This window comes from Cellulomonas fimi, assembly GCF_012952065.1.
Classification (GTDB): Bacteria; Actinomycetota; Actinomycetes; order Actinomycetales; family Cellulomonadaceae; genus Pengzhenrongella; species Pengzhenrongella fimi_A.
Window position 1 is genome coordinate 15,382 of the sequence record NZ_JABCJJ010000017.1, and the last position, 15,393, is coordinate 30,774.

Annotated in this window: 11 protein-coding genes; 3 read left to right on the forward strand and 8 right to left on the reverse strand. The window is 74.8% G+C overall.

Annotation, left to right across the window (positions count from 1 at the left end):
* Nucleotides 1-36: 36 nt before the first annotated feature.
* Nucleotides 37-2,649, reverse strand: a complete 2,613-nt coding sequence (locus HIR71_RS11275) for a helix-turn-helix domain-containing protein (protein ID WP_169325169.1) — start codon at nt 2,647-2,649, stop codon at nt 37-39.
* Nucleotides 2,646-4,091: a hypothetical protein gene (locus HIR71_RS11280; protein WP_169325170.1), complete on the reverse strand. Its 1,446-nt coding sequence runs from the start codon at nt 4,089-4,091 to the stop codon at nt 2,646-2,648. The genes HIR71_RS11275 and HIR71_RS11280 overlap by 4 nt, the downstream gene beginning before the upstream one ends.
* Nucleotides 4,092-4,488: 397 nt before the next feature.
* Here HIR71_RS11280 and HIR71_RS16460 point away from each other — a divergent pair, with 397 nt between their 5' ends.
* From HIR71_RS16460 to HIR71_RS11295, 3 genes are all read left to right on the forward strand, one after another.
* Nucleotides 4,489-5,670, forward strand: coding sequence for an IniB N-terminal domain-containing protein (locus HIR71_RS16460; protein WP_211374081.1), 1,182 nt, complete (start codon nt 4,489-4,491; stop codon nt 5,668-5,670).
* 105 nt (nt 5,671-5,775) lie between these two features.
* Nucleotides 5,776-7,623, forward strand: coding sequence for a dynamin family protein (locus HIR71_RS11290; protein WP_169325171.1), 1,848 nt, complete (start codon nt 5,776-5,778; stop codon nt 7,621-7,623).
* Nucleotides 7,624-7,625: 2 nt separating this feature from the next.
* On the forward strand, nt 7,626-9,107 hold the full coding sequence (locus tag HIR71_RS11295; RefSeq protein WP_169325209.1) for a dynamin family protein: 1,482 nt from the start codon (nt 7,626-7,628) through the stop codon (nt 9,105-9,107).
* On the opposite strand, the gene HIR71_RS11300 is transcribed toward HIR71_RS11295, so the two are convergent.
* From HIR71_RS11300 to HIR71_RS17200, 6 genes are all read right to left on the reverse strand, one after another.
* On the reverse strand, nt 9,082-9,690 hold the full coding sequence (locus HIR71_RS11300) for a hypothetical protein (RefSeq protein ID WP_169325172.1): 609 nt from the start codon (nt 9,688-9,690) through the stop codon (nt 9,082-9,084). The two genes, HIR71_RS11295 and HIR71_RS11300, sit on opposite strands and share 26 nt — an antisense overlap.
* A gap of 100 nt (nt 9,691-9,790) precedes the next feature.
* Nucleotides 9,791-11,083, reverse strand: coding sequence for a DUF58 domain-containing protein (locus HIR71_RS11305; RefSeq protein WP_169325173.1), 1,293 nt, complete (start codon nt 11,081-11,083; stop codon nt 9,791-9,793).
* An 18-nt stretch (nt 11,084-11,101) separates the two neighbouring features.
* On the reverse strand, nt 11,102-12,211 hold the full coding sequence (locus HIR71_RS11310; protein ID WP_311836237.1) for a MoxR family ATPase: 1,110 nt from the start codon (nt 12,209-12,211) through the stop codon (nt 11,102-11,104).
* Complete coding sequence (locus HIR71_RS11315) at nt 12,208-13,416, reverse strand: DUF4350 domain-containing protein (protein WP_169325174.1); 1,209 nt, start codon at nt 13,414-13,416, stop codon at nt 12,208-12,210. The genes HIR71_RS11310 and HIR71_RS11315 overlap by 4 nt, the downstream gene beginning before the upstream one ends.
* The gene (locus HIR71_RS11320; protein WP_169325175.1) at nt 13,413-14,078 is read right to left on the reverse strand and encodes a DUF4129 domain-containing protein; all 666 of its coding nucleotides are present in this window, start codon (nt 14,076-14,078) and stop codon (nt 13,413-13,415) included. The genes HIR71_RS11315 and HIR71_RS11320 overlap by 4 nt, the downstream gene beginning before the upstream one ends.
* On the reverse strand, nt 14,075-15,340 hold the full coding sequence (locus HIR71_RS17200) for a DUF7847 domain-containing protein (RefSeq protein WP_169325176.1): 1,266 nt from the start codon (nt 15,338-15,340) through the stop codon (nt 14,075-14,077). Before HIR71_RS17200 ends, HIR71_RS11320 begins: the two co-directional genes overlap by 4 nt.
* Nucleotides 15,341-15,393: the final 53 nt, after the last annotated feature.

The following is a 15,393-nucleotide window of genomic DNA, read 5'->3' on the forward strand; positions in this document are numbered from 1 at the left end:
GTCCCGTCGCCGGCTGACGGTCGGTCCCGTCGCCGGTCAGGAGCCCGGGGACACCAGCGCGCGCAGGTGCCCGAGGAGCTCGGCGCGCGAGCCGACGCCGAGCCGCTGCCGCATCCGTGCGACATGGTGCTCGACCGTCTTGGCGGAGATGTAGAGCCGCTCCGAGATCTCGCGGTAGGTGTGGCCCGCGACCACGAGCCGGGCGACCTCGAGCTCGCGCTCGCTCAGACGCGCCTGCGGCCCGCCGGACTCGGTGGTCGACGCCGCTGCTGGAGCCGGTTCCTCGCCCGTCTCGGGCCGGACCGGTCCCGTCCGCGGACGGTGCAGGTCCCGCGCGAGCTGCATGAGCGCCACCATCACCTTGTGGTCCGTGGTCCGGGCGGCGGCATGACCGGCGAGCCGTGACCCGTCCCACCCCAGGCCGACGTCGGCGAGCCGCCGACCGACGTGCTCGACCGCCCCCGGGTCGATCTTCCCGGCGAGCACGTGCAGCCAGACCCGGCCCGCGTCGGCGAGCAGCGCGGCGTAGCGGCTCGTGGCGGCGGCCTTGACCAGGGCGGTCGCGTGCGGCTGGAGCTCGTCGGGCCGCTCCCGCAGGATCGCCGCGTGGACGCCGTACCAGTGCATGGGGGTCGCCCACAGCACGGGCCGGCCGACACGATCGAGGAGCACGTCGGCCTCGATCACGTGCGGTGCGAGCTGGTCGCTCTCGCCGAGCCGTGCCGCCGCCACCGCGATCTCGCCGAGCGGCAGGAGGGAGAAGAGGTCCAACCGGCTCCGGAGCACGACCTCGCGCGCCGCGGGCCAGGCGCGGACGAGGGTGGCCAGGTCGTTGGACCGTCGGGCGATGCCGACGACGAGCGCGTGGTGCACGAGCTGGTCACGCGGCTCGAGCTCCGCACGATCGCGGACCGCGCCGGCGAGGTGGCCCCGGGCGACGTCGAAGTGCCCGCGCAGCATCGCGGACCAGCCGAGGAGCAACCGGTGCCGCGGCCGCGCGACCGGCCCGCCCAGACCCGAGGCCAGCGCCTCGTCCAGCACCGCCTCGGCGTGCGCGGACTCGCCCGAGCTGAGCGCGACGAGCGCCGCGAGCGCGGCCGGCGTGTCGGGCAGCAGCGTGCCGCGGCCCGTCGAGCGCAGGAGGGCGGAGGCCTGGCTCAGGGTCGGCAGCGCACCGGCGCCGTCCGCCTCGAGCGACTCGCGGACCCCCCGGACCATGAGGTGCTGGGCGCCGGCCAGGAGCGTCGGCGGCGCGGCGCGCACGGCGCCGGGTGCATCGCCGGGCGCCCCGAGCGCGCCCGGCGGGCGGCCGGTGCCCAGGCGCGTCAGCGGCTCGAGCGGCGCCGCCGCGGGGCCCGCGATCTCGGCCAGCCAGCCGTACACGTCCGCGCTCCGGGCGAGGAGCCCGCGGTGCGCGAGCGCCGACGCCGTCACGTGGATCGCCCGTGCGGTGTCCGGTCCGCCCGGCCGGGCCACGACCTCGTCGGCCAGCCGGAGGGCGACGTCGAGGTCGCCCGCGAGGGCCGCGCACTCGGCCCGCCGCGCCGCGAGGGCCGGCGCGGGCGCCCCGGCATCGACGGCCTGCGCGTACAGCTCGCCCGCCTGCGCGGGGTCGGAACCGACGACGTCGCCCGCGGCCTCCTCGAGCAGCGTCGCCAGCGCGGGCACGGGGAGCGGCAGGACGCCGACCCGGCGTGCGAGGTCGACGGCACCGGTGCCTCGGCTGCGCTCCACGTCGATCACCGTGGTGAGCACGTCCGCGCAGCGGTCCGCCGGCGTGCCCTCGAGCACGGCTTGGCGGGCGACCGGGACGAGACTCCCGTCGTCGAGCACGAGCCCGGTCGCGCGTGCCGCGCCGAGCAGCTCGCGCGTGCGCTCGGGCGTGCACGCCAGCACCGGTGCGAGCGTGCCGACGTCGGCGGTCGCGCCGAGGGCGAGCGCCAAGGTCATCGCGCGCAGCGGACCGTCCGCGTCGCCGAGCTCGGCATCGACTCGGACCGAGAGCCCCCACGGGACCGGCACCAGCCCGTCGAGGTCGACCGGCCGACGGCCGACGCAGTCGGTCAGCACGAGCTCGACCAGGCCGGGTACGCCGCCCGTCACCCGCAGGACGTGGTCGACCAGCGACGGCGGGGCCGAGCGGCCGAGGTGCCGCGACGCGCGCCGCGCGATCTCGAGCCAGTCGAGGCGTCCGAGCTGGAGATGGGTCCCGCGCTCCCGGGCGACGCGTTCCAGACCGGCGATCGCGGCGGGTCGCGGCCAGGCCCGGTAGGCGGCGACGACGCGGGCGCCGGGGTGCTCGACCAGGTCGCGCACCCGATCGAGCACCGGCGTCGGCACGGTGTGGGCGTCGTCCACGACCACGGCGACGGAGCCGGGGTCGACCGACCCGGCCGCCAGGAGCGAGCGGGCGCTCAGGACGTCGGCACCCGCGTCGAGGTAGGCAGAGCGCACGGCGGCGAGCACGGTGGACTTGCCGCTCCCGCCGTCGCCGGCCACCGCCGCGAGGAGAGGCGCGTGGGGGTCGGTCACCACGCCGTCGACCAGGCGACGCCACGGCGACGGGTTCGCGACCTCGCCGCGGCCCTCGGCCACGACCCCCGCCGGTGTCCCTGCGCCCGCGGTCTCCAGCGTCCTGGTGGGTCTCATCCTGCTGCGTCCTCCGCGGCGCCCGGCGCCAGGCCGCTCGGCGGGCCGAGCACGGGCGACGTGGGATCGGGCGGTGTGGGATCGAGCGGCGGGGGATCGGGCGGCGTGGGATCGAGCGGCGTGGCGCCGTCGCGCTCGCCCAGGCCCCCGCCGAACATCCGCGAGACGACGTCGCCGAGCGACGAGCCGTCGTCGGTCGAGAGGGTCGACGCCCCCGGCGGCTCGGCGCCGTCCTGCGTCAGCGCGGCACCCGACACGGCGAGCGCGCTCACCGCGAGCACCAGTGCACCCCCGGCGGCCATCGCGGCGGCGCGCGTCCTGCGAGTGCTCCGGGTAGGGCGACGCCGGTGCGGGGCGGCGGAGCGGTCGGCCGGCTCCGCCGCGCCCGAGGGGCCCGGGGCGCGTCGGCGCCGGGTGCGGCCGGAGGGCTCGGGCTCTGCGCGCTCGTCCGGGGCGGCTGCGGTGCGCCCGGAGCGTGCGGCCTGCGCTGCTCCGCGGGCGACGGCGTGGGCGGCGTCGTCGTCGACGACGGTGAGCGGTGCGTCGAACTCGAGCGCGACGAGCTCGGCGAGGAGGGGGAGCGACGCGGCGGCGCCGAGCAGGAGCACCCGGTCGACGCCTCCGGGCGCGGCGGCGACGACGGCCTCGGCGGCCTTGGTGACGGCGCTCGCGGCCCGTTCGCGCACCCGGTCCTCGAGCTCGGCCGCAACCATCCGCACCTCGACGCGTTGCGCGGCGCCCGGGGAGGTGAACGAGACCGACGGGTGCACCGCGAGGAGGCGGGCCGCCCGTGCGCACTCGGCCCGCAGGGTGCGGGCTGCGGCGTCGTCCATGACGGGCAACGACGGGCCAAGGACGGCGCGCACGTGGGCGAGCACGGCGTCGTCGATGTCGGACGCGCCGAAGGTCTCGACGACGACGGGGTGGCCGAGGACGGTTCCCGGTCTGTCGCGCTCACGGTGCGACCCCACCGTCGTGACCCGCAGGTGCTCCGAGCGGAGGTCCAGGACGGCGACGACGTCCGGGCCCCCGGCGTCGAGGACCGACCGGTCGACGTGCAGCACCGCGGCGACCGCGTCCGGGAGAAGGGTGAAGTCCACGAGCCCCGCCTCGGCGAGCGCGGCGCTCAGGAGCGCGGTCCGGTACGGCCCCCAGGTGGGCGGGTACGCCACCGTGACCTCGTCCGGTCCGGAGCCCTCGTGCACCGCGACCGCCTCGACCGCGGTGACGACCGCCGCCGCGACCGCGCTCTCCGCGCTCACCACGAGCCCGTCCTCGTGGACCGGCACCGGATCGCCCACGCGGTCGACGAGCCGGTGCAGCGGGAGGGGCCGCGGCGGCGGTTCGAGCACGTCCTGCTCATGGCGCCCGGGAGGCTGCGCGCGGTTCAGGGCGATCGTGGCGGACTCGCCGTCGAGGTCCACACCGAGCGCGTACCCCATCGTTCGCCTCCCCGCGCGGACCTCGCCGAACGCCGTCCGCTCACCTCTGCCAGCCCCCGTCCCCGCCATGATGCCCCGATTCGGTGAATGCAGCACACCCCTTTGGGTGAATTTGTCCTACGACCTGCAGTTCTGGTAGGGGATGTGCTCGCCCAGGTAGGGGTCGGCTGGGGTTCGCGGGGCCTCCACGGCGCCCATGGCGCGCGCTCTGACGTGCGCAGGGACGGGCATGCAGCCGTCGGCACCCCTCCGCGCCGGATCGCACCGGGGCGGGCGCCCGCCCATCCCCTATCGGCCGCCCCCCAGGAGGGGGGAGTACCCCGATGGACGCTGGTGGTGCCCTCCCTAGCGTCGCCGGTGGGTGACGACGCCCGACCAGCTCGTGAGAGGGATGGACATGCCGAACGTAGCCAGCTCGCTTCTCGACTTCATTCTCAGCCTGCTCAGGGACGGCGAGGCCGCCCGCAGCTTCGCGAACGACCCGCAGGGAACCCTCGAGGAGCACGGGCTGGGGGACATCACCTCGACCGACCTCGACGACGTCCTGCCGGTCGTGCTCGACCAGTCGCCGGTCAGCTTCGACCGCGGCAGCTACAACACCGGGGGCAACTCCTCCGGGGCGAGCCAGTCCGGTTCGGGCGGCGCGAGCGGCGGCGGCATGGCGCCCTCGGCGGCGGTGGCAGCGCCGGCTGCGGTGGCGTCGGACGACGACGTCGTTCCCCAGATCCAGCACATCATCGCGACCTACTCGTACAACACCAGCTACGTCGACGACCGCGACACGATCGTGGACAGCTCGGTCAACCAGAACATCTGGGCGAGCGGAGACGTCGAGCAGATGTTCGACATCTCGCCCGTCGTGGCGAACGGTGGCGTCGTTGCCGGGGACGACGTCAACGGGGGAGCGTTCGTCGGTGACGGCAACGTGGTCGGTGACCGCAACTCGGTCGGCAACCTGACGGACAACTCGAGCGACGACAACTCCGACAACAGCGACAACAGCGTCAACGGATCGTACAACGACAACAGCGACAACAGCGACAACAGCGATAACTCTGACAACAGCGACAACAGCGACAACAGCACGACTGACAACAGCGACAACAGCGATAACTCTGACAACAGCGACAACTCTGACAACAGCGACAACAGCACGACTGACAACAGCGACAACAGCGACAACTCTGACAACAGCGACAACAGCGACAACTCTGACAACAGCGACAACTCTGACAACTCCGATAACTCGGACAACAGCGACAACAGCACGACCGACAACAGCACGACCGACAACAGCGACAACAGCGACAACTCTGACAACAGCGACAACTCTGACAACTCCGATAACTCGGACAACAGCGACAACAGCACGACCGACAACAGCACGACCGACAACAGCGACAACAGCGACAACAGCGACAACAGCGACAACAGCGACAACAGCGACAACAGTTGGGCAGACAACAGCGACAACTCCGACAACTCTGACAACAGCGACAACAGCTGGACGGATAACAGCGACAACTCCGACAACAGCGACAACTCCGACAACAGCGACGACCTGCTCGACATCCTCTAGGAGTCCCAGCACGACACGCCGCGGCGACCGGCCCTGCAGCCCCAAAGGGGGTTGCGGGGCCGGCCTGCTGCTGGCTTACTCGAACGGGACACCGGAGGGGCGCGAGTGCGATCACTGTCAGAGCTGCTGGGACGTGCGCTCGAGGCGAGCGACGCGGCGGAGCGCCCGGACCTCAGCGCGCGCCTGCACCAGGCCCGGCGCCGCCTGCGGGACCCCCACGTCCGTGTGCTCGTCGTCGGGGAGTTCAAGCAGGGGAAGAGCCAGCTCGTGAACGCGCTGGTCAACGCCCCGGTCTGCCCCGTGGACGACGACGTCGCCACGTCGGTCCCCACCGTCGTCATGCACGGTGCGGAGCCGTCCGCCGCGCTGGTCCTGGCGCCGCCCGACCGGCCCGAGGACCTGGCTGACGCGCGAGCGCCGCTCGACAGGACCGTGGTACCGATCGAGTCCCTCACCGAGCACGTCTCGGAGCTCGGCAACCCCGGGAACGACCGCCGCATCGCGTACGCCGAGGTCACCCTGCCGCGTCAGATCCTCAGCGACGGGCTCGTCCTGGTCGACACCCCCGGCGTCGGCGGTCTCGGGTCGACGCACGCCGCCAACACGATGGCCGCACTGCCGACGGCCGATGCCGTGCTCCTCGTCTCCGACGCCGCGCAGGAGTACTCCGAGCCGGAGCTCGAGTTCCTGCACCAGGCGATGAAGCTCTGCCCCAACGTGGCCTGCGTGCTCACGAAGACCGACCTCTACCCGCAGTGGCGACAGGTCGCGGAGATCGACCGCAAGCACCTCGACGACGCGGGCGTCCGGACGAGACTGATCCCGGTGTCGTCCACGCTGCGGCTCCATGCGGCACGCACGCGCGACGGCGCGCTCCACGAGGAGTCGGGCTTCCCGGCACTCGTGCGGTTCCTGCGCCAGGAGGTCGTGGGCAACGCGGGGCTGCTGGCACGGCGGTCCATGACGCACGACGTGCTCGCGGTGATCGATCACCTCCTGCTGTCGCGGCGGTCGGAGCTGAGCGCGCTCGAGGACCCGGGAAGCAGCGCCGCGATGATCCAGGACCTCGTGGCGGCACGCGAGACCACGGGTGAGCTGCGCCGACGCTCCGCGCGCTGGCAGCAGACCCTCAACGACGGCGTCACGGACCTCATGGCGGACATCGAGTACGACCTCCGCGACCGCCTCCGCAAGATCGCCCGGGAGGCGGAGGACGCGGTCGAGGCCGCCGACCCCGGCATGGTCTGGGACGAGTTCGACGGCTGGCTCGTGCAGCGGGTCGCGGCGGCGGTCGCCGCCAACTTCGTCTGGGCGCACGAGCGCTCGCAGTGGCTCGCGACCCGGGTGGCCGAGCACTTCCAGACCGACAGCCAGGTCGACCTGCCCGAGCTGGTCCGCGGCGACAGCGACGAGGCGCTCGAGCTCGTGGGCGCACTGGAGCGCGTCGAGATCGAGCGCGTCGGACCGACGCAGAAGGCGCTCATCGCGCTACGGGGCTCCTACGGTGGCGTGCTCATGTTCGGGATGGTCACGGCCGTGGCGTTCTCGATGCCGATCATCAACGCGATCTCGGTGAGCATCGGCGTGATCATGGGCGCCAAGGCGTACCGGGACGACAAGAAGTCGCGGGTCCGCCGGCGCCAGGCGGAGGCGAAGGCCGCGGTCCGCCGGCACGTCGACGAGGTCATCTTCCAGGTGAGCAAGGACTCCAAGGACCGGCTCCGGCAGATGCAGCGGCTGCTGCGCGACCACTTCACCGCGACGGCGGAGGAGCTCTTCCGGTCGCTCGACGACTCGGTGCGGTCCGCGAAGAGCGCGGCGACGGCGGGTGCGGCCGACCGCGACACCCGGGTCAAGGAGCTCCGCGTGACGATCGGCCGACTCGAGGCCATCCAGCGCGCGGCGCACGAGCTGAACCGGTCGGCCCCCGAGCCGGTGGCGGTGCCGGCGTGACGATGCAGGTCGAGGAGGCACGCGACCTGCTCCACCGCGCCCTCGACGCGTACGCGGGGAGCGGTGACACCGAGGCGCTCGACCGGCTCGAGCACGAGCTCGACCGGCTCGACGCCCCGCTCCGTGTCGCGCTGGCCGGCAAGCTCAAGGCAGGCAAGTCGACGCTGCTGAACGCGCTCCTCGGCGACGAGCTCGCGGCGACCGACCACGCCGAGTGCACGCGGGTGGTGACGTGGTACCGCCATGGCTCCGTTCCCTCGATCACGGTGCACCCCGTCACGGGCGAGCCGTGGACCTGCCCGCCGCGACGCGGTCCGGCCGGGCTCGTGGTCGACCTCCGCGGGTGCCGCGCCGAGGAGGTCGACCGGGTCGAGGTCGTCTGGCCGGCGTCCGGCCTGCGCGACCTCACCCTCGTCGACACCCCCGGCCTGGACTCGCTGTCGCGAGAGGTCTCCCACCGGACCAGCGGGTTCCTCACCGCGGAGGAGGAGTCCCCGGTCGACGCCGTCGTCTACCTGATGCGTCACCTGCACGCGACCGACGTGCGGTTCCTCGAGGCCTTCGAGGAGGCCCGCAGCAGGCGCGACGTCGCGGCGGCGACCGTCGCGGTGCTCTCGCGAGCTGACGAGGTCGGGGTGGGACGGATCGACGCGATGATCTCGGCGGACCGCGTGGCTGAGCGCTATCGTGCGCACGCCGCGCTCCGCGCCGTCTGCCAGACGGTCGTGCCGGTGAGCGGACTGCTCGCGCACACGGGCCAGACGCTGCGCGAGGACGAGGTGGCCGCGCTGCGCGTGCTGGCGGCGATGGACCGCGCCGAGGTCGAGGGCCTGCTGCTCTCGGTCGACCGGTTCCGGCAGCCGTCGCTGAGCCTGGGGGTCCCGGCCGAGATGCGGGCCCACCTCCTGTCGCGGCTCGGCCTGTTCGGGGTCCGGATGGCCCTCGCGGTCCTCCGCCTCCGCCGGCAGACCGCTGCGACCCTCGCGGACGAGCTCGTGCGTCGCAGCGGCCTCCCCGAGCTCCGGCGCGTGCTCACGGCACAGCTCATGGAGCGCCGTGACCAGCTCCGGGCGCAGGCTGCGGTCCGCGCCGTCGCGCGCCTGGTCGCCGACGCTCCACCGCCCGACGGGGTCGAGCTCGCCGCACGGTGCGAGCAGCTCGTCGCGGGCGCGCACGAGCTCCGGGAGATCGCGCTGCTGGCTCGGCTGCGCGCGACCCCCGTCGAGCTGTCACCCGAGCAGGTCGCGTCGGCGGACCGCCTCCTGGGTGGTGACGGGCGCGCGGTCGTCGCGCGGCTGCGGCTACCCGCCGACGCGCGTCCTGCGGACGTGCGGACCGCGGCCGCGCACGCGCTCGAGCAGTGGCGCGCGCTGGCGGACGACCCGATGCTCGACACGGACACCCGCCGCGTCTGCCGGGTGCTCGTGCGGACGTGCGAGGGGCTGCTGACGGACGACGTCAGACCAGTGCGCGAGCACGTCTGAACCACCGGCGTGGCCCCGGCAGCAGCAGCGCGACCAGGGCGGCGAGCGCCAGCGCGGCCTGCACGAGGAGCGCGGCCCGCGGAAGGTCCGAGAGCACCGATCCCGCGCGGTCCGCCACGACCTCCTGCACCAGCACCACGACCGCGATACCGACGGCGCCGGTGAGCACGAGCAGGTTGCGTGCCCACACCCGCCCGACGCGCATGAGGAGGGCGAGGGTGAGGTGGATGGCTGCGACGAGGAGCACGCTGCCGAACGCGGCCAGGAAGGCGTACCGCGCGGCGTCGGCCACGACGTCCGCGGCGCGGGCGGGGTCCTGCTCGACCACCGCCGCGGCGAGGCGCGTCCGGAGCGCCTCCTGGCCGAGCCAGAGCGCCAGGGCGGCGACCAGGGCCGCGACGGCGGAGGCCACCCACAGCCACATCGACACCGTGACCGAGCGCGGCGGTGCGCCCACCTCGATCGTGGCAGCGAACCCCTCACCCCCGACCTCCGGTCGCGGCGGGGCGGTCGCCGGACGCTCGGGACGACCTACGCGTGCTCCACCGTCCGAACGACCCCGCGGGCCTCCCTCCTGCGTCATGGCCCTGACCGTATGCCCGCAGGCTGCGTCGGGCGAACCCGTCTCGGACGTGTCGTCGGCGAGGAGGGCGACCGGTCGACCGAGGGGTCGGTCCGAGTGGTCAGAGCCGGCCCGCCGCCTTGAGCGCGAGGTACCGGTCGGCGAGCTGGGGCGCGAGGTCCTCCGGGAGCGCGTCGACGATCTCGACCCCGCGTCGCCGGAGCCGCGCGGCCACCGCCACGCGTTCGAGCTCGCCGCGCTCGGCCGCTGCCGCGTCGAAGACCTCGGCCGCGTCCCCGCGCCCGGTGCGCAGCTCGGCGACCTCGGGGTCCCGCACGGAGGCGAGCACGACGACGTGGTCGTCGGTGAGCTGGCCGACGACGCGCAGCAGCCCCGACTCGACCGTCGCGGGCTCGAGAGCCGAGAGGAGCACGACGAGGGACCGCTGCGACAGCCGCTCGCGGACGAGCGCGACGATGCCGGGCCAGTCCGTCTCGACCAGCGCCGGCTCGAGCGGCGCGAGGGCGTCGGCGACCGCGGGCATGAGGCGGGGCCCGTTCGCACCGGCGACGCGCGCGCGCAGACGGCGGTCGTAGGCCACGAGCTCCACCCGGTCACCGGCGCGGGTGGCGAGGGCAGAGAGCAGGAGCGCCGCCTCGATCGAGGCGTCGAGCCGCGGGGCGTCGTCGACCCGCGCGGCGGCCGTGCGTGACGTGTCGAGCACGAGCAGCACCCGGCGGTCGCGCTCGGGCCGCCAGGTCCGGACCACGACCTCGGAGCGGCGGGCGGTGGCGCGCCAGTCGATCGAGCGCACGTCGTCGCCGATCACGTACTCCCGCAGGGAGTCGAACTCGGTGCCTTGCCCGCGCACCTGGACCGCCGCGCGGCCGTCGAGCTCGCGCAGCCGCGCGAGCCGGCTGGGCAGGTGGCGGCGGGAGGCGAACTCGGGCAGGACCCGAAGGACGGAGGGCACGGTGAGGGACGCCTGGCGGGCCGCGAGCCCGAGCGGGCCGTACGAGCGGATGGTGACGCGGTCGGCGGTGCGGTCGCCCCGGCGGGTCGGCACCAGGACGGTGGTGAGCCGACGGCTCTCGCCGGGCGGGAGGTCGACGGCGTGCCGGTTGGCGCCCGCCCCGGCGGAGGGCTGCCAGGCGTCGCGGACGAGCCCGCGCAGCCGTCGGCCGCCGGCGTTCGTCACGGTGAGCACCGACCGCGCCTGATCCGTCAGCCGGACCGAGCCCGGCGCCGTTCGGGAGACCGCGACGGACCGGGGCGAGGCGGCGAGCCCCGCGTCCACGCCGCAGACCGCGAGCACGACGAGCGTCCACAGCAGCGCCGTGCCGGGGACCGGGACGAGGGCCACCGGGACGACGCCGAGCGCCGCCAGGACGACGGCGCGCCAGGTCAGGGCCATGGTGGGGAACCGCCCGGGTCAGCGCGGGACGGGGACGGCCGCGAGCACGGTGTCGAGCACGCTCTCGGTCGTGACGCCCTCGATCTCGGCCTCGGCGCGCAGCTGGACGCGGTGCCGGAGAGTCGGGTGCGCGAGCGCCTTCACGTCGTCGGGCGTCACGTAGCCGCGGCCGGACAGCCAGGCCCACGCGCGCGCCGTCCCGAGCAGCGCCGTCGCACCACGCGGCGAGACGCCGAGCGACAGCGACGGCGACTGGCGGGTCGCGCGGCACACGTCGACCGCGTAGCCGAGCACCTCGCGCGAGACCTGCACCTGGGCGACCTCGGCGCGCGCGCGAGCGAGCATCTCGACACCCGCGACCGGTCGCACGCCGGCGGCGCGCAGGTTGCGTGGGTCGAACCCGGCCGCGTGCCGCGCGAGGACCTCGATCTCCTGGTCGCGCTCGGGCAGCGGCAGGACGAGCTTGAGCAGGAAGCGGTCGAGCTGCGCCTCGGGCAGCGGGTACGTGCCCTCGTACTCGACGGGGTTCTGCGTCGCGATGACGAGGAACGGGTCGGGCAGCGGGCGCGGCACGCCGTCGACGCTCACCTGCCGCTCCTCCATCGCCTCGAGCAGCGACGCCTGCGTCTTCGGCGGCGTGCGGTTGATCTCGTCGGCGAGCATGAGGTTGGTGAAGACGGGGCCCTGGCGGAACGAGAACTCGGCGGTCCGCGCGTCGTAGACGAGGGAGCCGGTCACGTCGCCGGGCATGAGGTCGGGCGTGAACTGGACGCGCTTGGTGTCGAGCTCGAGCGCGGCCGCCAGCGTGCGGACGAGCAGCGTCTTGGCGACACCCGGCACACCCTCGAGGAGGACGTGCCCCCGGCACAGCAACGCGATGACCAGCCCGGTCACGGCGGCGTCCTGCCCGACGACGGCCTTGGCGACCTCCGCGCGGACCGCGCCCAGCGCCTGTCTCAGGTCGTGCGACGGCGTCGCCGTCGCCGAACCCTGCGCCGCGGAACCCTGAGCCCACGGGGCGTGCGTCGCGGGCCCGTCCGCACGCACCTCCTGGGTGCGGTCCGCCGAGGGGGCGGGGTGGGGACCCTGGTCCCGGGTCGGTGGTGCCTCGGGGTGTGCCTCGGTCACGATCGGTGAACCTCGCTCTCCAGGTCGTCGAGCCTGCGGGCCAGCAGCGCCAGCCCGGCGTCGTCAGTGGGTGGTGGTCCGTACAGCAGGGCCGCCACGTCGTCCGTGGACCGGCCCGTCGCGCGGGCGAGCGCGTCGATGACGGCGGCCGCCCCGGCGCTGGCCGGCAGCCCGACACGAGCGGCGGACCGGCTCGCGGCCGCGGCCCGGAGCGCGGCGGCCGCGTGCCCGTACGAACGGGAGCGACGGTACAGGCGCCCGCGGCCCCGGGTCGTCTCCGCCGCGCGCACGGTCACGGGCAGCGGCTCCGTCACCAGCGGGCCGAGCCGGCGCGCGCGCCAGACCGCGGCCACGGCGGCGACGAGCAGCAGCTGCAGCGCGAGGGCGCCGGCCCACGGCGGGAGCAGGTCGGTGAGGCCGGGGCCGCTCGCGGGTGCCTGGCCGAAGTCGACCGAGGACGGGACGTACCAGACCAGCTGGTCGTGCCGGCCGAGGGCACGGAGCACGAGGGCGGCGTGCCCCTCCTCGGCGAGGTGGGCGTTGGTGAGCACGGTGGCGTCGCCGATCGCCGTGACGCGGCGCCCGCGCTCGTCGACGACCAGGTAGGCGCCGACCTCGGGATCGCTGCCCGGGAAGCACACGGTCGCCGCATCGGTCCGGGCCACGTACCCCGCACCGGAGGCGACGATCGACCCGGCCGCCACGGCGTCGGGGTCGTCGCACCGGGCGACCAGGGGGGGCGCGGCCGGGGTTCCGGCGGGACCCGGGTCCCGCGGCGCGACGGCGGCGACCGTCGCGGCGTCCGTGACCGCGCCGAGCAGGAAGTCGTCGGGGTCGAGCAGCACGAGGTCGGCCTCGGTCGCGGCGATCGCGTCGACCTGGTCGCCGAAGAGCAGGGCGCTGCCGGTCACGAGCAGGGTCGTCCCGGCCGTGGCGGCCGCGGTGGCCTCGGCGGACGAGCGCACGTAGGCGATGTCCACCCCCTGGCGCTCGAGGATCTGCGCGACGGCACGCGCGCCGCCGTCGGACGGGTTGTCGGGGGCGAGCGCGACCGTCGACGTCTGGGGCTCGGGCAGAGCGGCGGCGAGCGCCACCGTCGTCGCGATGAGGGCGATCACGACCAGGAGCCGCCAGCGCCGCCACCGGCTCCGTGCGCGTCCTGCGGTGGTGGTCCCGTCCCCGAGGACCACGGTCGACGTGCTCACGTCGTCGACACCGCGGGTGAGCGGCCGGGAACCGGGTCGGGACGGTCCGCGGCCAGGGTCGAGTCGAGCCGCCGCAGCCAGGCGTCGTCGTCGGCGTCCGCTCCCGCGTGGCCGTAGCAGACGTCGTCGAAGAGCCGCCCGCCTCGGCGCACGTCGTGGGCGTGGGCCGCGAACCGGGCGGCGGTGGCCTCGGCGGCCTCGTGCGCGGTGCGACCGGGCCGTTCGTCGAGCACGGCGCGCTCCTCGAGTCCCCGCACGAGCGCCCGGAAGCGGTCGAGCACGGCAGCCGACCAGTCGCCCCGCGCCGCGCTCGCGTCCGCCGCGGCACGCAGGTCGGCCGCGCTGCGCAGGTCGGCACCCAGCACCACGGCCGACCCGCTCGCGCGTCGCGCGAGACGGACCGGGCCGGCGACCCAGAACGCCACGGCCGCCACGACCAGGACGACGCCGACGACCACCGCGGCGAAGAGGCCCGGTGGCATCCCGAGGCTCGGCACGGAGGCGTCCTGGAACAGCGAGCCGACCCACTCGAGGAACCGGTCCAGCAGGCTCGGTCCGCGGTGGTAGACGGGGTCGGCGAGCTCCTGCTCGGCCCAGCGGCGGGCGGTCGGCGCGTCGGGCACGACCGGGACGCCCGCGCGCGCGAGTGACGTGGGGGTCACGCCACGTTCTCTGCGGCGGCCCGCGCGAGCTCGACGTCGAGGCCCTCGCGCCGCATCCGGACGTCGATGTAGAGCAACGCGACGACGGCCGCCATGAAGACGGTGGTGAGCGTCAGGCTGACGATGCTCGCCAGCCCCATGACGGTGAGGCTGGGGAGCGTGGTCAGCGTGGGGTCCTGGAACACGAACACCGCGATGATCTGGACCGGGCTCGTGATCAGGCCGGCGATGATGCTCACCATGATCGACGTGAGCAGGTAGATCCCGAGCAGCCTCCAGAAGCTGCCGCGGCTGAGCCTCCAGCCGCGGCGCACGGCGGTCCAGAAGTCCTCGCCCTCGAGCATGATCGCGGGCGCCACGAGCATCGTCCGCACGGAGACCCACAGTGCCCCCACGACGACGACCGGGAGGGCGAGCAGGCCAGCCGCGATCGCGGCGCCCTCGGCGCCGTTCACCGCGAGCAGGGCGACGAGCCCGACGATCAGGCCGAGCGCCACCATGACGACCAACCCGAGCCCGATCGTGAAGAGCACCACGAGGCCGACGCGTCCCTTGTAGCCCTGCCACACCTCGCCGATCGTGATCGTCCGGCCCAGCACCGAGCGGCTCACGGACACGATCAGGAGACCCGTCAGCACGGTGGTCGCGAGCGCGATCGCGGGCACCGTCAGCAGCTGCGCGACCGACGGGCCGAGCGTCGTGCCGAGCCCGAGATCGCCGTTCGGGTCGATCTCGCTCGTCGCGTCCGCGAGCGCCGCCCCGAGGATGCCGCCGAGGTACCACTGGACGAGCGTCTGCAGCGCCACCGTGATCGACACGACGACGGCCGTGAGCCCGAACATGACCCGCGGGTTCGCGCGGATCGCGCGGAACGCGCCGTCGAGGATCTCGCCGAGGCCCAGCGGTCGCAGGGGCACGATGCCGGGCTGCGCTGCTGGTGAGCGGAACCCGCGCGGTGGCGCGTAGCCCGTCTGGGGCGGGTACGCCGGCGCGCCCGGGTAGCCCGCGGGCGGTGGGTAGCCCGGCGCCGCGGGGTAGCCCGCGGGCGGTGGGTAGCCCGGCGCCGTCGGGTAGCCCGGCGCCGTCGGGTAGCCGGGTGCGGTGGGGTAGCCGGGTGCGGTGGGATAGCCCTGCCCCGACGCGCCCTGCCCCGACGTGCCCTGCGGCGGCTGGCCCTGACCCGGCTGGACCTGCGGGGTGGAGCCCCCCGTCGGTGCGGCCCACGAGGGCGGCGTCGGCGGCTCGTCGTTCGGGCTGGACATCTCGCGCGCGCTCCCTGCTGCGGCACGGGCCGCATGGCGTTCACCGTCGGGCT